Source organism: Lapidilactobacillus concavus DSM 17758, assembly GCF_001435835.1.
GTDB lineage: Bacteria > Bacillota > Bacilli > Lactobacillales > Lactobacillaceae > Lapidilactobacillus > Lapidilactobacillus concavus.
This window is the reverse complement of record NZ_AZFX01000038.1, coordinates 37,372-63,055: the sequence shown is the minus strand read 5'-3', so window position 1 is coordinate 63,055 and position 25,684 is coordinate 37,372. Positions and strand designations below refer to the sequence as shown.

Below are 25,684 nucleotides of genomic sequence, written 5' to 3'. Positions count from 1 at the left end.
GATTAATTGCTAGAATGGTTTTGTAAGCAAGTAGTAAACGCTTACCTAAATTATTCTAGTTTTTTAATTAATTAAGGAGTGTGGGTTTAATGCAAAAATGGATCAACGAGCATGTTTTGCCCCCAATTATGAAATTCGTCACGACAAGGCCAATCAACGCCTTGAAGAATGGTATGTTGTACGTCATGCCATTCACGATTGTCGGATCAATTTTCCTATTGTTGGCAAACTTACCAGTTGCCGCATGGTCAAACTGGATGAATTCAACGGGGATGGTTCCTTATTGGAACATTGCTTATAATTCGTCATTCGCAATCATGGCATTGTTTGCGGTTGTTGGTATCGCCTATTCATGGGTACATGATGAAGGCTACGAACCACTTCCAGCCGGCTTGATTGCAGCAACCTGTTTCTTCATCGTGATGCGTCCATCTAATGGCGTCACGATCAACAACAAGGTGATTGCAACACCTGCTCAAATGGCACAAACAACGTTTATCGACCGTGACTGGTTAGGCGGTAAAGGTATGATCGCCGCAATTCTGATCGGTTTGGTTGTCGGCATTGTTTATTCATGGTTCTTGAAGAAGAACATTACAATCAAGTTACCATCTGCAGTGCCACCAAACGTAGCTGCATCATTTACAGCGTTGATTCCTGCAACTGCTCTGATCACTGGTTTCATGTTGATTTACTTATTCTTCGACAAAGTAACGAAATCAACGATGACAGAATGGATCTATTCAACGATCCAAACGCCGTTACAAGGATTGACTGATTCCTTCGGTGGTATGTTGGCCATTGCCTTCTTAGTCCCATTCTTATGGTTCTTCGGTGTTCATGGTGCAACCATTGTTGGTGGTATTATGGGGCCTTTGCTACAAGCCAATGCCCTTGATAACCAAAAGATTCTCGATGCTGGTAAAGCTTTAACTGTTGCAAATGGCGGACACATCGTTACGCAACAATTAATGGATCAATTCATGACTGTTACTGGTTCAGGGATGACAATTGGACTTGTTGTCTTCATGGTGTTCTTTGCAAAATCAGCACAATGGAAGACGTTAGGACGCTTATCAATCGTTCCAGGTGTCTTCAATATTAACGAACCAATTCTCTTTGCTGCGCCAATTGTGGCTAACCCAATCATGGCAATTCCATTCTTCGCAGCCCCAATGGCTTCTGCCATCTTGACTTGGGTTGCCATCCGTCTTGGCTGGATCCCAATGTTTGGTGGAACCATGGTACCTTGGACGATGCCACCAATCTTCTCCGGTTTCTTAATCGGTGGTGTTAAAACAGCGATTTGGCAAGCACTGATGTTGCTCTTGACCTTCTTCATCTATCTCCCATTTGCGCGTAAACAAGATCAGATCTTGCTTGCTCAAGAAAATGGTGAAAGTGCAGAAGATTTCTTAAAAGAAGAACCCGCAGCGGCAACTAAAGATTAAGCATGTTAATCTGAAGCGTGTGACCGAGTCGTAGCGACTTTGGTGACACGCTTTCTATATCTTGACCGCAAATTTAGTAAATATGTTATGATAAAATTGTTGAAAACGATTTTACAAATAGAAAGAGGTTTTTGATCAATGGCAAAATTACGTAAAGATTTCTTGTGGGGTGGCGCGGTTGCTGCTCATCAACTCGAGGGTGGCTGGCAAGAAGGTCATAAAGGAATTAGTGTGGCTGATATTATGACAGCTGGCGCTAATGGCGTGCCTCGCCGGATTACGGATGGTGTTTTGCCCGGTGAGAATTATCCTAATCATGAAGCAATTGACTTTTACCACCGTTACAAGGAAGATGTTAAACTTTTCGCGGAAATGGGCTTCAAATGTTTCCGGACATCGATTGCCTGGACACGTATTTTTCCTAATGGCGACGAAGATGAGCCTAATGAAGAAGGCTTGCAGTTCTACGATGACTTATTCGATGAATGTCACAAATATGGCATCGAACCTGTGATTACGCTCTCACACTTTGAGATTCCTTATCATCTGGTCACAGAATATGGTGGTTGGTCGAACCGTAAATTAATTGATTTCTTTGTCAAATTTGCGACAACTTGTTTCAAGCGTTATAAGGGCAAGGTTAAGTACTGGATGACTTTCAATGAAATCAATAACCAAACTAACTATCAGAGTGATTTTGCCTTAATGACGAATTCTGGCTTGGCAAAACATGAAGGCGAAGACATGGAACGCACGATGTATCAAGCGGGCCATTACGAGTTAGTTGCCAGTGCGATTGCTGTTCAAAAAGGACATGAAATTGACCCCACCAGCCAAATTGGATGCATGATCGCTATGGTGCCAATCTATCCGTTAACCGCAAAACCGGCTGATATTATGGCTGCTGAAAAAGCAATGCAAGCACGTTATTGGTTCGCAGATGTTCATGCTAATGGTCGTTACCCAAGTTGGTTGCCAATTTTCTTCGAGAATCACAATTATAACTTAGATATTACCGATGAAGATTTGGAGAACCTGAAGAAAGGTATCGTTGATTACATCGGCTTCAGTTACTACATGTCGAATTGTATCGAAGATCATGATGGCGCGCCTGAATACCACTATGACGAAGAGAACAATCATACGAAGAATCCATACGTTAAGGCATCTGAATGGGGTTGGCCAGTCGATCCCGAAGGTTTGCGCTATGCAATGAACTGGTTCAATGATCGTTATCATTTACCACAGTTCATCGTTGAAAACGGCTTTGGCGCAATCGACAAAGTTGGTGAAGATGGCAAGGTTCATGATGATTATCGGATTGACTATCTGCGTCGTCATATCGAACAGATGAAACTCGCCGTTGAGTATGATGGTGTTGACTTGATGGGTTACACACCATGGGGCTGTATCGATTTGGTTTCAGCTGGAACAGGCCAGATGGACAAACGTTATGGCTTCATCTACGTCGACAAAAACGATGCTGGCGAAGGCACGTTAGCTCGTTCTCGCAAGGACTCCTTCGACTGGTATAAAGAAGTTATCGCCACAAATGGCGAAGACCTTGGTTAAGTTGAACCTATTTATGAGCACGATTTGAAAATTGTCTTGCGATGATTGTCAAATCTATGATTGAAATAAATGATTAGAGAAAGCACACTGTATGAAATTGATGGCTCGATATTAGATCATAAGTCTAATGTGAGCGTTCAGAATGAGCAGCGTGCTTTTCTTTTGGCCATTTTATGGGGCAAGAGGTGACTCAACAAGGCGCTAGCTTTTGTGAGTGCCCCTTGGTAAAATAATCCTGAGTAAAGAGATAGTTGGTGGTAGCATGACGGCGTTACTCTTAGTGGTTATCTATATTGCGTTTATTGGCCTTGGCGTGCCGGATTCGCTGTTTGGAACGGCGTGGCCGGCAATGTATCGAGAATTTAATTTGACGCTGTCTGCGGCGAGTTATGTGACGATTCTGACATCGCTTGGTACAGTCATTGCGAGTTTATTTAGCGCCCGCTTGATTAATCGATTCAAAACGGGTCTTGTTACGGCGTTAAGTACCGTTTTGACGGCAGTGTCGTTATTAGGATTCTCGTTATCAGCGAATTTCTATTGGCTGTGTCTATTTGCAGTACCACTGGGATTGGGTGCAGGCGCGGTTGATTCTGCGTTGAATAACTATGTGGCAATCCATTATCGCGCGACCCATATGAGCTTCTTGCATTGTTTTTATGGATTGGGTGTTTCGATCAGTCCATATCTCATGAGTCGGACGCTAGGAGATGCCGGTAATTGGCGAGGTGGCTATCATTTGGCCTTCGTTATTCAGGCGTTAATCGCATTAGTCACCATCATTTCTCTACCGTTATGGCGCCATATCGGTCAAAAACACGAACGTCGACACCAAGAGATCTCACAACATACGAAGACGTTAAGCTTTCACCAAATTGCAAAATTACCAGGTATACCGGCTGTTTGGCTTGCATTTGTGGCTTCCTGCGCAGCTGAGATCACTTGTGGGACGTGGGGCAGCACTTATCTTGTCAATTCGCGAGGCATGGCAATCAGCGAGGCTGCTGGGGCTTTGACTTTTTATTATGTGGGGATGACAGTTGGTCGTTTTCTTTCTGGACTATTGGCCACCCGATTGTCGAGCTGGCGTCTGATTCGGTTGGGACAGCTCGTGTTTGCGATTGCAATTGTGTTGATTCTTCAACCTTGGCAGACGACGGTTGCTGTCATTGGGTTATTTATGGTCGGTCTAGGGAATGGGCCGATTTATCCCAATCTTGTCCACCTAACGCCAACTAATTTTGGCCAGGACGTCTCACAATCGGTGATGGGTTCACAGATGGCTGCGGCCTCCTTGAGTATCATGATTGTGCCACCGATCTTTGGCGGCTTGGCCCAATTATTAAGCCCGACGATTTTTCCATATTTCATTACGCTAATGTTTCTGCTGATGGTTATTGCGATTAATCGGCTTCAAAAAACAGTTGCCATTGAAAATCCAATTGAATGACAACAGAATAGTTAAGCTGTATGAGAAGAAACGGCGAGGCAAGAAAAATGCCGAGTCGTTTTTTTTATGGCGCTATGGGGAAAGCTATATTCTCTCTGGATCGGGAAGGTTAATGAGATCAAACATTAAAGTTAAAACATCATGGTAATAGCGACAAATTAACCCGGATTAACTTAAGGAAGATTAACAATCTTTCTTAAGGTTCAGATGCTGAATAAATGAGTCCCATACTAATCATTACTTTTTATAAATTCTGTATCGGTTTCAAGTACAATCTGTTGCATTTATTTCCTGAATAAGCTATTTTAGAGACATGGGTTTGTAACCGATTTCAATCATAACGACTGTTCTTTTCGTTTGAGAATTAGGCTCAACCATATAAATAACTAAAGAGGTGCGAGTAATGTCTAATCAAGCTACTGTTCCTGCAAGTGTTGCAATGTTGCGTGTGATTGAATCTTGGGGGGTCGATCATGTTTTCGGTTATCCAGGTGGTTCATTCAACTCTACAATGTCAGCGCTTGAATTAGAAAAAGAAAGATTGCAGTATATTCAGATTCGTCATGAACAAGTTGGTGCGCTCGCTGCAAGCGCAGATGCGAAGTTAACTGGGAAGATTGGTGTTGCGTTTGGATCAGCTGGTCCTGGTGCAACCAATTTATTGACCGGTCTTTATGATGCTCGTGAAGATCACGCCCCAGTTCTTGCCTTGATTGGCCAAGTGCCAAGCACGAATATGAATTATAATTATTTCCAAGAATTCGTTGAAAATCCAATGTTCGCAGACGTCGCAGTCTACAACAGATTAGTGATGACGCCAGAAAGCTTGCCATATGTTGTGGACAAAGCGATTCGTGAAGCCTACAAACATCAAGGCGTTGCTGTTGTGGTGATTCCAAATGACTTTGGCTATGTCCAAATTCCAGACGAGCCATATAGTAGTGTCTCGCCAAGTGATCAAAAGGTGCGTCCGTTGCCAGAAGCAACCGATGAAGAAGTCGATCATGTTTTGGCAATGATTGCTGAAGCAAAACGGCCAGTCATTCATGTTGGCCGTGGTATTGGTGCTGGTGGCGATCGGCTCGTTGAACTTTCGAAGAAATTACAGATTCCACTGATTTTAACAGGCTTAACTAAAGGGCTAGTTCCTGATGATTATGAAGGTAACTTGGGTTATGCTAATCGCGCGGCGATGAAAGCAGCCGATGAAATTTTTGGCGTTGCAGACTTAGTGATTGCGATTGGGGCAGACTTTCCGTTTGCTAACCTTGTTTATCGGACACATCCATTTAAATTCGTGCAGGTTGATACCGACGAAGCGCAGTTTGGCCGTCATCATTTCTTAGACTATGGCGTTTGGAGCGATGCAACGAGCTTCGTGGAGCGCGCCTTAGCTCGCAGCGAACAAGCCGCACCTTCACCATTTTTCAAGGCGGCTGTTGCTGACAATCTGAATTGGCGTGAGTACTTGAATAAACTTTCGAATCGTGCGAGTGATCCACTCGAGTTCGAGGCGGTATATAAGGAAATTAACCGCATTGCTGAAGATGACGCTGTCTTTTCAATCGATGTTGGCGATAATATCATTAATTCCTTCCGTTATTTAAATCTGACACCGAAGAATAAATGGACGATCTCAGCACTTTTTGCCACGATGGGTTATGGGCTTCCCGGCGCGATTGCGGGTAAATTGAGTTTTCCTAATCGCCAGGTATTCAATATTTCTGGTGACGGTGCTTTCTCAATGGTGATGCAGGACTTGATTACCGAGAAGAAATATAAGTTGCCGGTCATCAACATTATTACTAGCAATACCACGTTGAACTTCATTAAATCCGAGCAAGATGATATCGATATGGTGCGTCATAGCGGTATCGATATTGAGGACCAAGACTTCGCAATGATCGCTCAGGCAATGGGTGTTGAATCGATCACGGTGCACAATAGTGAGGAGTTGCCAGCTGCGTTCGATCAAGCAGTTGCGGTTACTAAAGCTGGACGTCCATTCTTGATTGATGCTAAAATCACCGCAAAACGCGGTTTACCAGTTGAAGTTCTGCAAATGAAGATTGAAGATGGTCAATTAAGTGAGACAATTTCACCTGCTTATAACGCTAACCACACGCTTGATCAGCCTCAAAGCTTACAAGAATTTTTCTCTTCTTATGATGGTGATGAATTACGCCCACTTGCCGATTTCTTTAACGAGGCTGGGGTGGAACTTTAGGCGTACATCTTTCTAAGATGATCACCTTCGTAAACGAGATAATTTCACCGTTAATGTGAAAAACCTATATTTACTTCATAAACTTTTTATGATATTCTAATTTCAACCTTTCCAAGTCTCGTTTGTCTCGTTAAACGCGTTGGATCGTAATTTGTTAGGATATCCTGATGAACGAAAAGGCTGGTTTCTCTAGTAACATTAGGGAAACTGGCCTTCGTTTGTATTCAGGTGTTCAGTGATGAAGAGGAGTGTCGAAATGGCAACGCAAGATATTCAATTACGGAATTCTGAAGATGCACGCGACAATGAGATCCTGGCGACATTGACGAAACACATTCAACAAAAGTTAGTCGGCAACGAAAAGGCGATTCAGTTGTTACTGGTTGCGTTGATTGCAGGCGGTCACGTGTTATTAGAGGATGATCCTGGTAGTGGTAAGACGGCGTTGAGTCGCGCTTTTTCAGAATCATTGGCCTTACAATTCAAGCGAGTACAATGTACGCCGGATTTATTGCCTAGTGACTTAACTGGCCTCGATATTTATCAACCGGATACCAAAACTTTCAAGTTTATTGAAGGTCCGCTGTTCACACAAATTTTACTGACGGATGAATTAAACCGAGCGACACCACGAACACAATCGGCCTTACTCGAGTCAATGGCCGAAAAGCAGGTGACGGTTGATGGCAATACTCATCAGTTATCCGAATTCTTTTTTGTCATCGCAACGCAGAACCCATTGGAAACTGCGGGCACTTTTACGTTGCCTGAAGCCCAATTGGATCGTTTCTTATTCCAATTCTCGTTGAGCCAATTGACGGTTGAACAGAAGGATCAAATGTTACAGCAATCCTTAACAGGCAGCACCCAACCAGCTTTAGCACCGATTTTTAAACAGGATCAATTGAAAAAAATGCGGGAACAAATGGCAACTGTCACGATTCACGCCGAGCTACGTCAATATTTAATTGCATTGTGTCGAGGTGTCATCAACATTCCCGGCGTGATCGCTGGCATCAGCAATCGTGGACTGCTTGACTTTGCACACGCGAGTCAGGCGTTGGCTTATCTGAAAGGCCGTCGCTACGTCACGCCGGAAGATATTCAGGCTTTAGCTATCCCACTCCTTGCCCATCGCCTGTTCTACCGCCAACCGATGATTACCACGCAACAGAAAGAAGCTGCAATTCAAACGCTGTTGACTCAGGTAAAGGTTCCAACTGAAAATTGGAAAGAAGGATAATTCATGATTATTATCCTGATCATCGTTTTATTCAGCATCTGGGGTATGATGTGGTTTTGGTGGCGGTGGCACTGGCAAGATGGTTTGTTCGTGACGGTCACTTTTTCGACAAAGCGTATCTTTCAAGGCGAAAAGTTGGTCCTAACCCAACATATTTATAATCACAAAAGATTGCCGCTGCATTTCGTGCAAGTTATGCTGCCAGTTCCGCGCACTTTTCGACTCGTCGTGGGTCAAGGCGATGGTGATTATCTCGGCAACTTGAATCAAGTTTATTCGTTGAATGGCTATGAGAATCGCGAGCGGACGCTGAACGTGCAGATGGCCAAGCGAGGTATCTATACGCTATCGGAAATCGAACTTGAGAGTCGTGAATTAGTTACGGGTCAGGTTCAACAACATAAATATCCGATTCAGCAAGAAATTATCGTCTATCCGCACTGGCTAGACGTCAATCCGATACAACAGCATTGGGAATCTTCGTTGGGGGAAACGTTAACGCGTTTTTCGTTATTCGAGGATCCATTGTTGTTTCGTGGCGTTCGAGAGATGCAGCCGCAAGACGCTTTGAAACAAGTCAACTGGAAAAAAACGGCGACCACTGGAACTTTTTACGTCAACCAATATGAGCCGGTTTCTCAGCGACAACTCACGCTAGTGTTAGCACTTCCCGATGAAGCGAGTTGGCGAACGGAAAAATATGCGGAAGCGACGATTTCACTATTTGCCACGATTGCACATGAATGTTTAGCGGCTGGCTGGCAATTAAAAGTGTTGAGTAATGCTTGTAATCGGCAAGGCGAGCCCTTCATGATGACACAACTTACTTCAATGGCAGTCGTGCTAGATGCGTGTGCCGCTATCGACTTGGAGCAAACGACGAACAGCGAATCCTTGTTCACCAACTTACTGGCTAGTTCCGAACAACATGTTGTCGTCTGTGCTTCAGCTGCCGCGCGTCAACTTCCTTTTTTGCCACAGTTGCAAGCGGCCTTAGGGGATCAGTTACTTTGGCTCAATATGGTTGACCATTTTCGCGCGGATACCACCACATTAGCCACTGCGGTTAAGGAGGTGCTGTTGCCATGAAGCTTCAAAAACCACGCGCAACTAATCAAGCAACGAGCCTTCCTCAAAAAATAAATCTTGAAAATTTACTCGAGCGCCAAAGTTTGTTCATCGATGCCGCGACACGCAGCAGTTTATTTATTGTCTTGTTTATCTTTGTTTTGAATCAGAGTCGTGAACTATCTGCAACTGGCAGTCGTCTCGCTAGTAGTTTCGGCTTGTGTGTGATCGTGACATTTCTAGCGATGTTACTGAATCGTCGTATCACTTTAATTCCTTACCTGTTAGTTTTACTTGTGGGTGTTTTTGTTGTGACGATATTGCCATTACCATCGATTTTCTTTCAAATCATCACCGTCGCTGGGCTTTTAATGGCTGTTTTAAAACCCATCCGACATTTTGAGTGGCTCTTTTATGTGATTCCATTCAGCTTGTATCTCATTAGTTTTGGGATGAATATTCTGGAAGGACAGCTTTGGAGCTTGATTGCCTTCAGCTTTTTCTTCATCCTTCAACAATTATTGGATTTTCGCCAACATTATCGGCAGAATCAAGAAATTGGCGGTGCAACACAGAATTTTTCTCAGCGTGAATTGATGAGGGTAGGTGTTCGTCAATTTGAGCGTCGATTCCTATTGATTCTTGTCGGCGCGGCTCTAGTCGCAGGCATTGCTGCAGCGCGTCCTAGTTGGCTGAGCTCGCAGTTTTTGCGGGAACAAACAGCAGGAACGATGAATCGACCACGCCGAGATCAACAGCGATCAACTAAGACACTCAAGATGGATAATATGCTCCAATCGAACGATGGCAATCCAGCATCAGAAAAAATTATCAAAAAAACCGCTCATAAGTTTCCGATGGGAGTCTTCGTGGCCTTCATCGTTGTCGCGGGCGGTTTAGTGATCTTTTTGTTTTATGACGGGGTTAGGAGATTGTTTCAACAGTTACATGCTCAAAAAGTGATTCCAGAATTACCGAGCGACAACCACGACATTATCATTGGGCAGTCAAAGAAAAGACAGGTTAAAGCCGACGGTGAAACTAGTTGGACCCGAAAGATTCGGCGTAAATATCAGCGTTCGATTCAAAAAAAATACGCGCCACAAAAATCGGACACGCCAGCGGTGCAAGTTACCAAGTTGACATCGGAAGTTGCCACCCAAGAGCAGCTACAAAATATTTATGAATCGGTGAGATACAGCCAAAGTGAACCTACTAAGGATGATTACCGTCGATTTAATGACTTATTGAAGAAGTGATGCATTCGATCCAAAGGTACGCTATTGGATGACCCACCAGCCGAAGAGGCTAAAAATAACGAGTGTCACTAAATTAATACACGTGAAGTCAATTAAGAAACGGGTACTGTTAGAGCTACCATAGCGCGTGTACTGCTTGAAGGCGAGTAAGTTAGCCATAGACCCGACGAGTGTTCCTAAACCGCCGATATTAGCACCGTATAATAATGCAGCGGCATGTTTTGTAAATTTAGCAAACAACACGGTTGTTGGCACGTTTGAAATGAATTGACTCATGCCAATACTACCGAAGTAGACGGATAAAGGCGAACTAATATGTGTCGATAAAGTTTCTTTGATGATTGCATTTTGACTGAGATCGCTGACAATGATGAAGAAACCAACGAACGTTAGAATTGTTGCGTAATCAACGTGTGTCATAATTTTTGGTTGGAGTGCAATCGCTAAGATGATCGTGACGATAGCACCAACCCATGCGGGGATGAAATCGAGGACACCTGCGAACACAAATAACGCTGCAATGATGGCTAAAATCATTGGACGTCTTGGAATGTAGATCTGTTGAGTAGGAATGTTGGCAATCGGCGTCGGCTTGATAACAAACGTGTAGGCCGCAATGATTAGGACGCTGAATAATGCAAGTGGTAATGACCATTTGAAGAATTGTGTCACGCTAATATTAAATTTAGCGAGTAAAAAAATGTTATGTGGATTGCCAAATGGCGTGGTTGCACTGCCAAGGTTTGCGGTCATACTAATTAACGTCACCGGTAAGATTTCAGGCAGGTGATACTGTTTAGCGACATATAAATAGAGTGGCACTAACGTCAAAACCGTGACATCGTTGGTCAGAAACATCGCGCTCGCAAATGCCAGCGCAAGAAACAACCAAACGAGTTGGCGCACATTATGGGCGTGGCCAGTCAGGCGATACGCACAATAGTCGAGAATATGTAGATGATTGAAAATCTGAATGAGCGTCATCATGGCCGTAATTGACCACAACGTCGAAAAATTAATGTCAGCCAAACGCGGTCTGGCAAGAAATAGACTAAGGACAGCAAGTACTGCTGAGATCTGGAGTAGTCGGTCTTTCAAGATTGATTTAAGCATCGCGGTAAATGGATCCTTTCCAATTCAGTCCAACCCTTTTATTTTGCGCTTTTATCGTGATATCGGCAAGTTTTATTTTGTCATTTTGACATATTGCTCATTTAGACGTTCGATGTTAATCTTAAAATAATCCCAAGTTTAACCGAATAATTATGTCAGAAAATAAATAATTTCGGACGAAAATCATATCAATGTATTATAATAGAGATTGTAACGGTTAGACTTGGAGGGCTTTGTACGTGGCTGTAGACGAAACATTGATTTCGAAATATTTTAACTGGTCAGATGCAAAGATCGTCGCGTTTCAAAAAGCACTTTTAGAGTGGTATGATCGTGAAGGACGTCAGCTACCTTGGCGTGTCGATCACGATCCGTATCATGTTTTTGTGAGTGAAATTATGCTTCAACAGACTCAAGTGCAGACCGTGATTCCCTATTATCTCGATTTTATTGCTAGTTTTCCAACTGTTGGAGAATTAGCGAGTGCGCCTGAATCGAAGCTGTTGAAAGCGTGGGAGGGTTTAGGTTACTATTCACGGGTTCGCAACATGCAAAAAGCAGCACAGCAAATTATGCGCGACTATGCGGGTCAATGGCCAACCACTGCCGCAAAATTACAAACGCTTACTGGAATTGGCCCGTACACGGCTGCGGCAATCGCAAGTATCGCTTTCAATCAGCCAATTGCGGCAATTGATGGTAATGCCTTTCGTGTCTTTGCCCGGCTATTAAAAATCGATTTGGACATTTCAAAGTCACAAACGCGTCCTGTTTTTCAGGCGATTGGGGATCGGTTGATCTCAGTTGCCCGCCCTGGCGATTTTAATCAAGCTATCATGGATCTTGGCACGAGTTATTTAACGGCCAAGCAGCCAGATGCTGAACATTCGCCGGTTCGTGACTTTGATGAGAGTTTAGCAGATGGAACAACTTTAGCCTATCCGGTCAAAACGAAAAAGGCTAAGCCAATCGATTTTTATTATTATGCATTAGCGATACAAAGTCCTGAAGGTTGGCTGTTTGAACAGCGTCCAACTAAAGGCATGTTGGCGCGATTATGGATGTTGCCACTCATCGATCGCGACGACTTAACCACCAGTGATCCTAAGGAGGTTTTGGCAGAACTTTCGACACTTTTCCAACAAGAAACAGAGATTCACGCTGAATTTCATGAAGTCGAAATGAAGCCGGTTATTCACACGTTTACACATCAGAAATGGCACATACAGATTGTCCAAGCCAAATTAACATCGACGCCGAATTTAAGCCTATTCTCAGGAAAATGGTTAAGTTTAGCAGCAATCGCTGAGGCGCCCTTACCAACTGTCCAATTAAAGTTAAATCAGCAATTATTCGTGTAACTAAGTATGATTACTGGCGATGCCATCAATCATATTTAGACAAAGTGCGGGGAAGATTAAATGCAGAAAAAATGATCGTTGTTGTCAGTTCGCGCGGTGCGGTCTTAAGGCTTGCACCGGTGATCAAAGCAATTCGGCAAGCCGAGTTATTTGAAGTCGTCATCGTCATGATAACGACACATGCAGATTTAGTTGAAGATGCCTTACGATCCGTCTCACTTGAGGCTGACATTGCCATCGCCATTACAGAAACAGATCCAACTGAGTTAGCCAGTCGAAAATTGACACAGTTGAATCACATTATTGAGAATGAGAATCCAGATGTTCTATTAGTCCAAGGCGCTAAACAGCCTTCCTTCTTAGCGAGCTTAGCTGCCCATTACCATGATTTTCCGGTGGTATCCATGGAAGCTGCAAGTAATTGCAAGAGCGGTTTTAACCGACGTTTGATCAATCAAATTGCGGACCTGATATTAGTCCGCGATGAATCACAGAAAGCTGAATTATCACGGCAAGAAGTTGCAGGGGAAATTACAGCAATTGGTAATTTATCACCGGTTGCTTTTGGACAACTTGGGGTTGAACAACCTACCGTTGAACCGCATCAAGTATTATTAACCTTGCATCGCTCAAATCTAGCAGGACAAGGTATGCGCCAGATTTTGCGAACCGTCCGCAACGTTTTTGAAGCTTATCCAGAGTACCAGATTGTTTTACCGAGTGCAGATGATTATTCGATGCGAATCTCCGCCTAAGAAATTTTCGCGGATGATCCTAATGTTACCATCCTGAATCCACAACCCGTGCTTGCGTTTCACGAGCTATTGTTGGCAAGCAAGCTAGTGATCACTGATTCGTTAGGTGTTGAGGAAGAAGCCAAGACCGCGGGCAAACCCGTTTTGTTTGTTTCGACTGACCCACAAATCGAATCGCCAGAATTATTCCGCTGTCTGACCGATCTCGTAGAGAAACCTGAGCAGTTTGTCACAACCATGCCAACTTCAGAACATGTTGTCGATAATGCAGTCAATGCTATCGTCGAATTGGTCTCAAGTGACGCACCTGAGGAATGATGAACTCATTTATAGCAAACACCCCTTTGACGTCCAATGTGGATGTCAAAGGGGTGTTTGCTATAAACCAAGAAGTGATACAAAAACTATGGTTGCGATATGATATAATTTGAAGAAATGATTAATTTGAAGGTGATTAAATGGCAACGATGAAAGATGTTGCGAAGCTCGCCAAAGTTGGAGTGGGTTCTGTTTCAAGAGTTCTCAATGATGCACCGGGAGTAAAACCGGCAACTAAAAAGCGAGTTGAAGCGGCAATAAAAAAACTTGGCTACGTGCGTGATGACTATGCTCGAGGGTTAAAAACTAATCGAAGTCAAACTATTGCATTAATCTTACCAACAGTCTGGCATCCCTTCTTTTCTGAATTTGCCTATTATATTGAGCAATCATTATATAGACGACAATATAAGTTGCTTTTATGTAATTCATCCGAAGATGCAGAAAAGGAATTACAGTATATCAAAATGGTGACGCAGAATAAGGTCGACGGTATCGTGGGAATTACGTATAGTGCAATTGATCAATATGTCTCATCAAATTTACCGTTTGTCAGCATAGATCGATACTTCACCGAAGATATTTCTTATGTCACCTCGGATAATTTTATAGGTGGAAAGATTGCGGCTAAAGAATTACTTGTTCGAGGTGTAAAACATCCTGCTTTTATCAGTGGATATTCAAAATTTCCAAATGAAACCACAAAACGCCGAGATGGATTTAAGTCGGTAATTGCTGAGTCAGGATTGGAAATGGATGAGATTTATGTACCAGAGCCCATCGAAAATTTAGAACAACTTGTTGATGGCTTATTTAAACGACAGCCCTCAATAGATGGCATTTTTTGTATTAACGACTTAATGGTATTGCAAATTGAACCAATTCTAAAGGCAAAAGGAATCAGAGTCCCAGAAGATGTACAAATAATTGGTTATGATGGGTTCAATCTTACCTCTGAACAACCTTTAGGTATCTCAACGATTGTTCAACCTGTTGAATTAATGGCAGAAACAGCCATTCAAATCTTGATGAATAAAATTTATGATCATTACCGTCCTTCTGAAATAGAAGTGTTACCAGTTAAATATCGAAATGGAAATACCACTAGACCAATTATCTAGTGGTATTTTTGAATCGTTTCAAAAATATATTGACAAATGCGCTTACAAAGATTAAACTTTGTTTGTTAATTGAAACGTTTCCAAAATAGTCAGGAGGATAAAATAATGAAATTATCTAAGTTTGGTATTGTTGCTGTTTTGTTTGCATCTGCAGTTGGGCTCAGTGCTTGTACAGCAAAAAATGATGCAAGCGGTAGTGGTAAAGATACGGTTAATATGTGGGTTCATTATTCTAAAGAAGATCCAGAAGGCAAAGCAATGAAACAGAATATAAATGCCTTCAATAAGGAAAATAAACAGGGATATACCGCTAAGGTGCAATACATTCCTCGCAGTGGTTCTGGTGGTGGCTATGAAGATAAAATCAACGCCGCACTCAATTCTAACACGTTGCCCGATGTACTAACTCTAGATGGTCCGAATACCGCAGCATATGCGAATTCAAAAATTATTCAGCCAGTAGGTAAATATATTAAAAATAAAGATGACATTCTACAAAGTATTCGCGATCAAGGCACATTTAATAATAAATTATATGCAATTGGTTATTCTGAATCCGGTGTAGGTATCTATTACAATAAAAAAATGTTTTCAGCAGCGGGCATTCAAGAATCAGAGCTGCCAACGCTCGAAAAACCATGGACATGGGACGAGTTTATGGACATTAGTAAACGATTGAAGCAGAAATATAATGCACCAGCAATAGATATGCAGCTCTCGGATCATTCAGAAATGTCAATTTATTCTCTTGCACCATTTATGTGGTCAGCAGGTGGTAATGTGACGAATTCAAAAGGGACTAAGGCAGTAGGTTACTTTAATTCCGATGAGACTAACAGTGCATTTCAATTTATTCAGAATATGGTTAAGAATGGATACACCACGATCAGTCCAAAACAAAAGGGATTTCAAACTGGGAAATATGCAATGATGTTGTCGGGTTCATGGACGATTCAAGAGCTTGATAATCAGTATAAAGATATTGATTATGGTATTTTACCTTATCCAGTTTCGCCAAAAACCAAAAAATTAGTTTCACCAACAGGAAGTTGGCAATATGCGATGAGCTCAAGCACAAAAGCTCCCAAAGCTGCTGGTGCGCTGATTAACTTTTTAGTCGCCAAGAAACAAATGTATCGCACAGATATGAGCAACACAGTTTTACCTGCACGTAAATCAGTGTCAGAACTGATGAAGAAAAAAGTTAATGCCCCAATGCAATTCTTGATTGATCAAAATCAGAAGAGTGGCCATGCGCGTCCTGTCCTTGTCAACTATCCGCAAGTATCACGTACGTTTGCCGAGACAGTTACAAAGGCAACTTATTACAAAGAAAATCCAGATATTGCAAAATTGATGAAAAAACAAGCACAGGATATTCAACAATATCTCAAATAACGTCAAAGAAAAAAATTAATCGATATTGTTAACGATTAAAGGGGAAGGCAGTATGAAAAGCATAACCTCAGCAAAGAGTAATCAGGCTTGGATTTATCTTTTTCCAGCGTTATTATTACTAACTTTGTTTCTATTTATACCTGCATTGATGTCAATTTATTATTCATTGACCGATTATAATATGTTGGCTCCGCAAGCACGTTTGTTTATTGGATTAAAGAACTATTTAACGCTATTTAAAGATCCTATATTTTTGAAGAGTGTCCGAAACGTTGCACAGTTTGTTATTTTTGTCATGCCACTTCAAGTTGGTGTTGCGTTGGGATTAGCGTTAATCGTTAACAAAAAGCGCCCTGGAAATACATTTTTTAAAATATCTTTCTTCGCGCCAGTTGTTGTTTCACTCGTTGTTACATCAGTCTTATGGCTTTATATCCTGAATCCAGAACAAGGTTTATTAAATGGCGTTCTCAACCAATTAGGCTTGCCTTCACAACCGTTATTAACAAGCCCTAAACAAGCAATGTTCGCGATTATCGGATTATCTGCTTGGCAAGGTGCTGGCTATCAAATGCTGATTTTTCTGGCTGGCTTACAAAATATTCCAAATGAGATTTATGAGGCCGCAACTTTAGATGGTGCTGGTAAATGGGAAAAGTTTCGACATATTACTTTGCCTATGCTTAAACCGACTTCATTGATGATCTTAACAACAACATTTATAGACGCATTTAAATTGATCGTTCAGCCAATGGTTATGACGCAGGGAGGTCCAATGGATTCGACAATTACACCTGTTTATTACATTTACCGTACTGGTTTTACCGATCGACAACTTGGTTATGCAAGCGCGATGACAATAGTTTATGGCGTCGCAATCATTCTTTTCACTGTGATCCAAAGAAAGGTGACAGGAGCAGGGGGCGACAATGATGACAGGTAGTCAGAAAGCAAGATTTGCTAAAACATTGATTAGTACAATTTTAATTACACTATTGGCATTTCTTTTCTTGTTTCCACTAATCTGGATGATTGTATCTTCACTCAAACCCGAGGCACAGATATACCGTGACATTGGGAGCTTTAAGTCCTTCCTACCATCGCTAGATGTTGGGCAGTGGGGAAATGCATATAGCTCTTTGTTAAAGAGATTTAACGTATTTCTATATATGTTAAATTCACTATTATACGGACTCGGCGTTACAGCTGGTTCTATTATCGTGAATTCACTAGCAGGATATGCATTTTCAAAGTTTCGATTCCGAGGAAGAAAACTTCTGTTTAACATTATGATTGCATTGCTAGTTATACCCGGCGAAACAATTATTATTCAAAAATTTCAAATTACACGTAGTTTGGGCTTATTGAACACACCATTCGCAGTTGTCTTTCCAGCGATGGCAGCACCATTCTATATTTATATGTTTAAGAATTTCTTTGATGCGATTTCAAATGATGTGATCGAATCAGCAGAACTAGAAGGTGCCGGTATGTTCCGCATCTACTGGCGTATAATGTTGCCGATGGCGAAACCTGCAATTGCAACCGTTGGTACACTTTCATTTATTGGCAGTTGGAACGATTATATTTGGCCGTTAATGGTTTTAACGGATACTGACAAGTTTCCTTTACAAGTTGCAATAACAAATATTAATAACACACAACCAGTTTATATGAATCAGGTAATGGCCATTTTGACATTATCAACGATTCCATTAATTTTAATCTATGTCTTTTTCCAGAAGTATCTGGTTCAAGGTATTGGTGCTTCGGGAACGGGGGAAAAATAATGACATTTACAACAACAGCGGCAAATCGATACATTCACGACAACTTATCGAAAACAAAGCAACAATATCGACCACAGGCTCACTTTGCAGCGCCGTTAGGATGGATTAACGATCCAAATGGCTTGATTTATTTCAAAGGTAAGTATCATTTATTTTACCAATATAATCCATACAGCGCGGTGTGGGATACAATGCACTGGGGTCACGCAACAAGCACAAACCTAGTTGATTGGGAAAATCAGCCCGTTGCATTAGCTCCAGACCGTCCATATGACCGAAATGGTGTGTTCTCGGGATCTGCAATTGTACACGATGGGATGCTGTACCTCATGTATACGGGTCACATTATCAATAATGATGGCACAATAATTGAAAACCAAAATATTGCATTCTCGGAAGACGGTATTCACTTTGAAAAATATATCGATAATCCAGTAATTGATACAATTGATTTGCCTGTTGGTGCTTCTGCAAAAGATTTTAGAGATCCAAAGATTATTAAGCATGATAACAAATATTACGTGGTAATTGCGTCATCGATGAAAAACATCGCTGGACAAATTTTGATGTATGAATCTGAGGACCTTATTCATTGGACATATAAATCTGTTGTACTCACCGGTATTCCGGAGCTTGGACAAATTGCAGAGTGCCCGGACTTATTCTCACTTGGTAATCGAGATGGGCTTGTCTTCAGTGCAATCGGCGTCAAAAATGATGTTCACAATGTCTTTATTGCATTGGGAAAGTTTGATTGGGAGAGTGGCCAGTTTGAGGTTGAAGAAATTCAACCACTAGATATTAGCAATGATTTTTATGCACCACAGTCATTTGAATACAAGGGCCATCGAATTATGATTCCGTGGTTGCGTTCAGCAGAAGATACTGATTTTCTCGCCAATCATAAGCAATTTTGGAATGGTCAAATGGGATCACCTCGCATTTTACAGCTTGATGAGCATAATCATTTAATTCAGATTCCATATGTTCCAGCTGGAGCTATCCAGCATACTGTCATCGATAACACACCGGTACAAGTAGATACCGCAACCTCCTTTGTTCTAACTGAAGGATTTAGAACAGGTCAATCTCTGTCATTTACCAGTGAAAGTGGTGCGATTTTGGTTGCTCAGACCGATGACCAGTTACATCTCGTCATCGATCATAATGGGCAGAAGCGTCAATTCGTGTTTACTAGTGAACCCCAAGAAATGGTTCATATTATCTTAGATCGCTCTTCGTTTGAAATCTTCGTAAATAGTAAATGTGTCGCAAGCGTTATCTATTTCTTTGAAGAACCAATTCACTCAGTCCATAGTACGAATGGGACTGTCCAAGTAATTAATCGTGTTTTTAGTTAGGAGATGCCGTGATGATTGGCGCAATTGAAGCCGGTGGAACCAAGTTTGTATTAGCAGTTGCTGATGATAAAAGACAGATTGTGGCCCGTGAAAAAATTCCAACGACTAGTCCAGAACATGTTTTGGAAGAAACAATTGATTTTTTTAAGCAGTATGAAATTGAATCGTTAGGGATTGGCTCTTTTGGCCCGATTGGAGTTGATCCAGCGCGTTCTGATTATGGTTATATTAAGAAGACACCAAAAGTTGGCTGGTCTAATTTCCCGTTACTTCTGAAACTCAAAAATGCTTTCAACATTCCAATTTATTGGACGACAGACGTTAACGTCGCTGCATATGGTGAGTTGCAAGAAGGTAGGGGGATCGGCAAGAAAAATCTTGTCTACTTTACTATCGGAACGGGTGTTGGTGCTGGACTAATTCTGAATAAGCAAATTTACACGGGTTATAATCACCCGGAGGTTGGTCATTTGATCATGAAGCCTGTAGTGGGTGATCATTTTACCGGAATTTGCCCATACCACGAAAGTTGTTTGGAGGGAATGGCATCTGGTCCAGCTATCGAGAAAAGAATAGGGCACTCTGCAAAGGAATTAACTACAGCGGATAATGAGTGGCAAACAGAGGCTTTTTATCTGGCACAAGCATGTGTGGATGTGACAGTGATGTTTGCACCAGATATCATTATTTTTGGCGGTGGTGTTTCTAACCAAGAACAGTTATTCCCTAAGATCAGATCTTCTTTTCTTCAGCAATTGGGAGGTTATGTTGATACACCTCCGGTTGAAGACTATATTGTTCATGCAGCATTAGGCGATGATGCCGGAATTGTGGGTGCCTTGTTGCTGGCAGATAAGGCTAGAGATAGTTCAGTTTCGTTGTCGTATACAGAATAAATAAATTTGTTTTGTCCAGACCATGTAAAAAGTCTCCCGGGGAAATTTATCCCGAGAGACTTTTTGTTCTTAAGCTGCAAATTTTGAAAGCTAATAGGAATTTCAATTAATTAGTAATGATGTCTCGTAGTTCGTTGATGAGTTCGTGTGGGCGTCTTGTGGCTTCGGCAACGGTTTTGATGTTCAGTAAATCCATGTCAGTCAAGTTGTGAGAAATGGAGTTGTTCCCGTATGATCCTGTTCCCAAGGTTAAGGATGGGGTGAGCTTGTTGAAGAGTCCACCGATACCGCCTAGTGATCCTGGTGTGTTGACCAGAATACGGCAAGCAGGCATTTGTTGACCGAATGCTTCAATGATTTCACGGTTAGTTGTGTGCAAGACGGCAGTATGTCCCAAGCCGCCATAGTTGAGTAGGCCTAGGCAAATGTTGAAGGCAGCTTTCGTATCATTTGCAACGTACATTGATAAGACGGGTGAAAGCTTCTCGCCGGAAAGCGGGAAGTTAACGCCAATGCCGTTGATTCCGGCAATCAACAATTTTGTCCCCGCTGGAACTTTGATGCCGGCGATTTCGGCAATCTTTTCTGCAGATTGGCCGGCAATTGGACCACGAACGGTGTGACGTTGTGGATCAATTACAGTTTCGCTCAGTTTGGCCACTTCATCGGGTTTAACGAAGTAAGCATGTTGACTCTCGAAGGTGTGCTTAACTTCTGCGTAAATTTCGCGGTCAATCACGATGCTGTTTTCAGAGGCGCAGATCATCCCATTGTCGAATGTTTTCGACATCATGATATCATCGACCGCATCCTTGATGTTAGCTGTTTTTTCGATGTAGGCTGGGGCATTACCGGGGCCAACACCCATCGCAGGTTTACCGGTTGAATAAGCAGCTTTGACCATGCCAGGACCACCCGTTGCTAAAACTAAGTTAACTTGTGGATGATTCATAAGTGCAGAGGTTGCTTCAATACTTGGTTGGTGAATCCATTGAATAAGATTCTTTGGTGCGCCGGCTTTTTCGATTGCATCTGCGAGCAAACGACATGTTGCACTACCACATTCTTGTGCCTGTGGATGCAAGCCAAAAATAATCGCATTGCGTGTCTTTAACGCTAATAAAATTTTAAAAATAACGGTGGATGTTGGATTGGTGACAGGGGTGACACCAGCAATCACGCCAAGAGGTTCTGCAATTTTTTCAAGACGATTCATACGATCGCGTTCAATCACACCAACGGTCTTATGATCCTTAATTTCGTTCCAGATGTACTGGCTGGCATAAATATTCTTGATCGCCTTGTCTTCAGAATTGCCACGACCGGTTTCTTTATGCGCAAGAATTGCCAGTTCCTTTGCATGACTGGTTGCGGTGTGGACGACGGCCTCACAAATCTCATCGACTTGTTCTTGGCTGAAATGTTGATACTGTTTGAAGGCTGCGACGGCACGACTCACTAAATCATTGATCGTTTCGTTGACATCTACAGGCGCTGTTTTTGTACTTGTCGCTGTTGTCATAGAGGACATCTCATTTCATTAGTATTTTCACTTATACTGTAAATCTAATGAAAACAGATGTAAAGTGCTTAAATTTAATGATAACAGCAATTTTAGCTATAAAAATAACCGCTTGTTCAAAAAAATTAGCGGTTAAAAAGGGCTTGTTATTGAAAAGTTTCAGAAAACATCACAAACTATTTTTGAAGCTAAAATAAATTTATTGATACAGATTTGGAAACAGTTAAAATAATACAGTTTCAAATTTCTGGACGGTCTCGTTTAAACTTGAATGTGAGTTTCGTCAACAGGTTTTCGGAGTGTGACAGTTTGTGTGGCTACTTTTTCAATAAAGGATTGATCGTGTTCAACAATTAGCATCGTCGGCGTTACGGAAAGAATCAGTTTTTCTAGCTGTTCCTGATTGAAGATATCGAGATAGTTGAGGGGTTCGTCCCAAATATAAAGTTCGGCAGGTTGGGACAGTGATTTTGCCAATTCAATTTTTTTACGTTGTCCCATACTCATTGTTTCGATTTTATTATTGAAGACAGATCGTTCCATCCCCAATTTATGAAGGTTATTCAGAAACTCCTCGCGATCGAGATGATGCGCAGCCGTAAATTCGTCGATTGTCCCGCGATTGTCCTCGTAGTTCTGGCGAACATAACTGATGGCTAAGTTTTGAGGATGGTCGATCAATCCCGTCATATCACCAGCGAACTGCGCCAGGATAAACTGAATGATTGAAGACTTTCCTGCACCATTGGGACCCATTAGTGCCAATCGTTGTTTCTGTTTGAGCTCAAAAGTGACAGGATTAAATAAGGGGCGCTGATCGTAACTTAGTTGTAAATCTTTCACAGTTAACAAAGTTTGGCGATGCGTTGGTTGAAAATTCATTGAAAGTGGATCAATATATTCGATGTTTTTCAATAATTGTTCTTTACTCTCAATATCATTAGTCATGCGGTGTTCCAAACTTTTCGATCGTTTCATGACACGCGCAGCTCTCGCACCAATTGCACCCGTATCTCCGATTGCACCGCTGCCTTTTTTGTGAGGATCACCGTATTTATCACCCTCGCGAGACAACGACCACTTCAACTTTTCAGACGCGCTCTGTTTCAATCGGTGGATATCTTTCTTGAGCTTTTCATTCTGTTCTCGTTCAAAGTTGTCACTTAATTGCTTCTCGTTTTTATAGGTGGAGAAGTTACCTTGATAGAGCAGAATGGTTTGCTTTTCGATTGACATGACGTGATCGCTGATTTGGTCGATGAAATGACGATCATGACTTACAACGATGAACCCTTGACGTTTCTTTTGAAGATAACTGGCGACTTGTTGGCGGCCGTTGATGTCGAGATGATTGGTTGGTTCGTCAATCAGTGGGAAGTGGGTGTCATCGACAAACAAGAGTGCGAGTAAAATCTTTGTTTGTTCGCCGCCGGAAAGACTGGCAAAGGAACGCCATAGGATATCCGGATCGACGGCGAGCAAATTCAATTCACGTTCGATTTGCCATTGTTCAACATCTGCAACTTCTTGAAGTGCGTAAATAGCTAGCTGTTGATCATCTGAAATATATTGAGGGAAATAATTGAAACTTAACCGGTGAGTAATTTCACCATGATAGTCTAATTGATTCTGCAAAAGTTTTAGTAGGGTCGTTTTTCCACGGCCATTACGACCGATCAAACCAAGTTTCCACGTCTCATCAATGTTTAGATTGGCATGGTCAAATAGCAGGGTACCTTGGTTGGCGTAACCAAAAGTTAGATTCTTAATTTCAATGTTAGACATCAAAAAACCTCTTTTCTAGGTGGAAGTGAGATAGTTTTCAGAATCAGTTAGTGGGAGCCACTTAGATTTTTTGCCATAAAAAAGAGACCCATCCCGTGAGTAATCCAAACTGATTCTGAAAATGAGTCGTGGTAAACGAAAAGACAGATCAACTGACAGTCGATCGTGCATCAATGGTTTGCAGAACTCATTCAAAGAATTAATTTAGATTCTCAACGGAAGGATCCCTCGTTTCTCATTGTTATTTTAAAGTTAAAAAGTTATTAGTTGTGAAGTCACAACTAAGCTGGTGTTATTATATCATCAATCAAATCACTTGTCAGCTGCTTGTGATTTTTAACTGCGACGTTAGTACCAAGCCGGCTTATCACCATCAGTATTTGGTTTATTGACCCCGATAGAGCGGCCAATCTGCTCGTGGGGATGGTTGATCAAGTGGACGATATAGGTAGCAACACTCTTACGCGAAACCTCCGTGCCTTTGAATGGCTCGCCTTTTTGAGTCGTCTCGTAATCGACCTCATCTTTATTATCAAGCCAAGCTGGACGAATAATAGTGTATTCAAGATTGGACTCTTCGATCACTTTGGCCGCCGCCGCATAGGTTGGTAAGTAGCCGTCATCTAGCATCTGGTGGTTCCACTGGCCAAAAGCACCTGGCACTTCATCATAAATTCCCAGCGTAGAAACCCAGATCAACCGTTTAACACCAACTTGATCCATCGCGTGAACCACATTTGCTGCCTGTGCTTCGATATTTGCGCCAGCAAGATTAGCATAAACAACATCGACATTAGATAAAGCCCTTGTCAAATCAGCCGAGTTTGCGGCGTCGCCCTCGATTATTTCGGCAGCACCGTTTTCGACGTTAGCTAAACGTGCAGCACGTCTCAGAAATAGTTTTAATTGCACATCTGGTTGCGCAATTAATTGCGTCGTTGCAAGGCGAGCAATTTGCCCGTGAGCACCTAAAATTAGAACATTTGTCATGATAACAACCTCCTAGGATTTCTCCCCTACACTGACTAATGTAAAGTAAGCAAAGTAGGAATGCAAACATTAACCATTGGTTCTTGTGTGGTGCATGGGTGCTAATTGTTGAACCGAAGTTGCTATGGAACGTGCAACCCGAAGTTGCTACAGACAATGGGCATGCTTGCATGTGGGGCCGGCTGCAGCTCTTTTTGAAACGCATTACGCAAGGCAGCAGTCTGCGCTTAACAACAATTTCTAAACGATCCGCAAGCGAATCATTCAGAAATTATCGTTAATGCTCAACTTCAAACCGCCTTGTTCCACGCTCTACTTCAAAAAGGAGCTTACGCCTAAAAATGAAGCCTTTGTGTTTCAAAGTCTTCATTTTTGCCCGTGTTATAAGCTCGAAACATGTTTCGAGCTTATAACACTATCACTGCAATCATGCCCATTGTCTTTCGCAACTTCTGATTTAGTCGGCAACTCAAAATAACTGGGTGTGATTTGCTGGCAGCCTATTTCTTCGAATATTAAATCATGATCACGTTTAAAAATCGTGATTGCGTCAAATGGCGAAATTTAGATACGATAAATATTCAAATTCACGCCAAATTACTTGCACATTTCGATCGAAAATGACAAGTATTTTGGCGTGAACATTTGTATTCTTCGTGTGTCCAGAATGACAAATTGAGAAAATCGAGTTTTTTTATTGCTATTCACCGAAGTTGCTACGGAAAACGGTTGTTCTTGCTGTGGGGCCGGCCTCCGCCTTTTTGCCACGCGCTTCGCTTGCTGTAAAAATGGCTTCAGCCTAAAATTGGAGCCTTCGCAAACGTGTTCCACACGCTATGCAAAGTCTCCAATTTACCCGTTTTGTAAGTCTGCAAAAAGCGTGCAGCCTAACAAAACTTTCACAGCATCACAACCATTTTCCTCCGCAACTTCTGATTTAGTCTTAACAATTGAATAACTGGTTCAGTGATAATTGTTAGTTTCTGCTCCTTAATCTCAAATCA

17 protein-coding genes and 2 pseudogenes are annotated in these 25,684 nt (G+C 42.0%); 15 read left to right on the top strand and 4 right to left on the bottom strand.

Annotation, left to right across the window (positions count from 1 at the left end; genetic code table 11):
• Window positions 1-89 precede the first annotated feature (89 nt).
• From FC15_RS04075 to FC15_RS04045, 7 genes are all read left to right on the top strand, one after another.
• Window positions 90-1,451, top strand: a complete 1,362-nt coding sequence (locus tag FC15_RS04075; RefSeq protein WP_057824223.1) for a PTS sugar transporter subunit IIC — start codon at window positions 90-92, stop codon at window positions 1,449-1,451.
• 138 nt (window positions 1,452-1,589) lie between these two features.
• Window positions 1,590-3,023, top strand: a complete 1,434-nt coding sequence (locus FC15_RS04070; RefSeq protein WP_057824221.1) for a 6-phospho-beta-glucosidase — start codon at window positions 1,590-1,592, stop codon at window positions 3,021-3,023.
• Window positions 3,024-3,285: 262 nt separating this feature from the next.
• Window positions 3,286-4,473, top strand: coding sequence for an MFS transporter (locus FC15_RS04065; protein ID WP_057824219.1), 1,188 nt, complete (start codon window positions 3,286-3,288; stop codon window positions 4,471-4,473).
• A 403-nt stretch (window positions 4,474-4,876) separates the two neighbouring features.
• Window positions 4,877-6,700, top strand: a complete 1,824-nt coding sequence (spxB, locus tag FC15_RS04060) for a pyruvate oxidase (protein WP_057824217.1) — start codon at window positions 4,877-4,879, stop codon at window positions 6,698-6,700.
• A 256-nt stretch (window positions 6,701-6,956) separates the two neighbouring features.
• The gene (locus FC15_RS04055) at window positions 6,957-7,943 is read left to right on the top strand and encodes an AAA family ATPase (RefSeq protein ID WP_057824215.1); all 987 of its coding nucleotides are present in this window, start codon (window positions 6,957-6,959) and stop codon (window positions 7,941-7,943) included.
• A 3-nt stretch (window positions 7,944-7,946) separates the two neighbouring features.
• Complete coding sequence (locus tag FC15_RS04050) at window positions 7,947-9,032, top strand: DUF58 domain-containing protein (RefSeq protein ID WP_057824212.1); 1,086 nt, start codon at window positions 7,947-7,949, stop codon at window positions 9,030-9,032.
• The gene (locus FC15_RS04045) at window positions 9,029-10,270 is read left to right on the top strand and encodes a hypothetical protein (RefSeq protein WP_057824210.1); all 1,242 of its coding nucleotides are present in this window, start codon (window positions 9,029-9,031) and stop codon (window positions 10,268-10,270) included. Before FC15_RS04050 ends, FC15_RS04045 begins: the two co-directional genes overlap by 4 nt.
• A 21-nt stretch (window positions 10,271-10,291) precedes the next feature.
• Here FC15_RS04045 and FC15_RS04040 read toward each other — a convergent pair whose 3' ends face one another.
• The gene (locus FC15_RS04040; protein WP_057824208.1) at window positions 10,292-11,383 is read right to left on the bottom strand and encodes an SLC13 family permease; all 1,092 of its coding nucleotides are present in this window, start codon (window positions 11,381-11,383) and stop codon (window positions 10,292-10,294) included.
• Between the two features lie 257 nt (window positions 11,384-11,640).
• Between FC15_RS04040 and mutY the strand changes: the two genes are divergently transcribed.
• The 8 genes and pseudogenes from mutY to FC15_RS03995 all read left to right on the top strand — a co-directional run bounded on the left by mutY (window position 11,641) and on the right by FC15_RS03995 (window position 20,383).
• Entirely contained in the window at window positions 11,641-12,744 is a 1,104-nt protein-coding gene (gene mutY / locus FC15_RS04035; RefSeq protein ID WP_057824345.1) for an A/G-specific adenine glycosylase, read from the top strand.
• A gap of 71 nt (window positions 12,745-12,815) precedes the next feature.
• Window positions 12,816-13,817 (top strand): annotated as a pseudogene (locus FC15_RS09325) (UDP-N-acetylglucosamine 2-epimerase).
• Window positions 13,818-13,957: 140 nt separating this feature from the next.
• The gene (locus FC15_RS04020) at window positions 13,958-14,938 is read left to right on the top strand and encodes a LacI family DNA-binding transcriptional regulator (protein ID WP_057824202.1); all 981 of its coding nucleotides are present in this window, start codon (window positions 13,958-13,960) and stop codon (window positions 14,936-14,938) included.
• A 105-nt stretch (window positions 14,939-15,043) separates the two neighbouring features.
• Window positions 15,044-16,336: an ABC transporter substrate-binding protein gene (locus tag FC15_RS04015; RefSeq protein WP_057824200.1), complete on the top strand. Its 1,293-nt coding sequence runs from the start codon at window positions 15,044-15,046 to the stop codon at window positions 16,334-16,336.
• Window positions 16,337-16,388: 52 nt separating this feature from the next.
• Window positions 16,389-17,279: a carbohydrate ABC transporter permease gene (locus FC15_RS04010; RefSeq protein ID WP_057824198.1), complete on the top strand. Its 891-nt coding sequence runs from the start codon at window positions 16,389-16,391 to the stop codon at window positions 17,277-17,279.
• The gene (locus FC15_RS04005) at window positions 17,269-18,126 is read left to right on the top strand and encodes a carbohydrate ABC transporter permease (protein ID WP_057824196.1); all 858 of its coding nucleotides are present in this window, start codon (window positions 17,269-17,271) and stop codon (window positions 18,124-18,126) included. The genes FC15_RS04010 and FC15_RS04005 overlap by 11 nt, the downstream gene beginning before the upstream one ends.
• On the top strand, window positions 18,126-19,487 hold the full coding sequence (locus FC15_RS04000; RefSeq protein WP_057824195.1) for a glycoside hydrolase family 32 protein: 1,362 nt from the start codon (window positions 18,126-18,128) through the stop codon (window positions 19,485-19,487). The genes FC15_RS04005 and FC15_RS04000 overlap by 1 nt, the downstream gene beginning before the upstream one ends.
• Before the next feature lie 11 nt (window positions 19,488-19,498).
• Window positions 19,499-20,383, top strand: a complete 885-nt coding sequence (locus FC15_RS03995) for an ROK family protein (protein ID WP_057824193.1) — start codon at window positions 19,499-19,501, stop codon at window positions 20,381-20,383.
• A 163-nt stretch (window positions 20,384-20,546) separates the two neighbouring features.
• Here the strand turns inward: FC15_RS03995 and FC15_RS03990 are convergent.
• The 3 genes and pseudogenes from FC15_RS03990 to FC15_RS03980 all read right to left on the bottom strand — a co-directional run.
• Window positions 20,547-21,905 (bottom strand): annotated as a pseudogene (locus tag FC15_RS03990) (aldehyde dehydrogenase family protein); the annotation flags it as partial.
• A gap of 261 nt (window positions 21,906-22,166) precedes the next feature.
• Window positions 22,167-23,690, bottom strand: a complete 1,524-nt coding sequence (gene abc-f, locus FC15_RS03985) for a ribosomal protection-like ABC-F family protein (protein ID WP_057824189.1) — start codon at window positions 23,688-23,690, stop codon at window positions 22,167-22,169.
• A 348-nt stretch (window positions 23,691-24,038) separates the two neighbouring features.
• Entirely contained in the window at window positions 24,039-24,680 is a 642-nt protein-coding gene (locus FC15_RS03980) for an SDR family oxidoreductase (protein ID WP_057824188.1), read from the bottom strand.
• Window positions 24,681-25,684 lie beyond the last annotated feature (1,004 nt).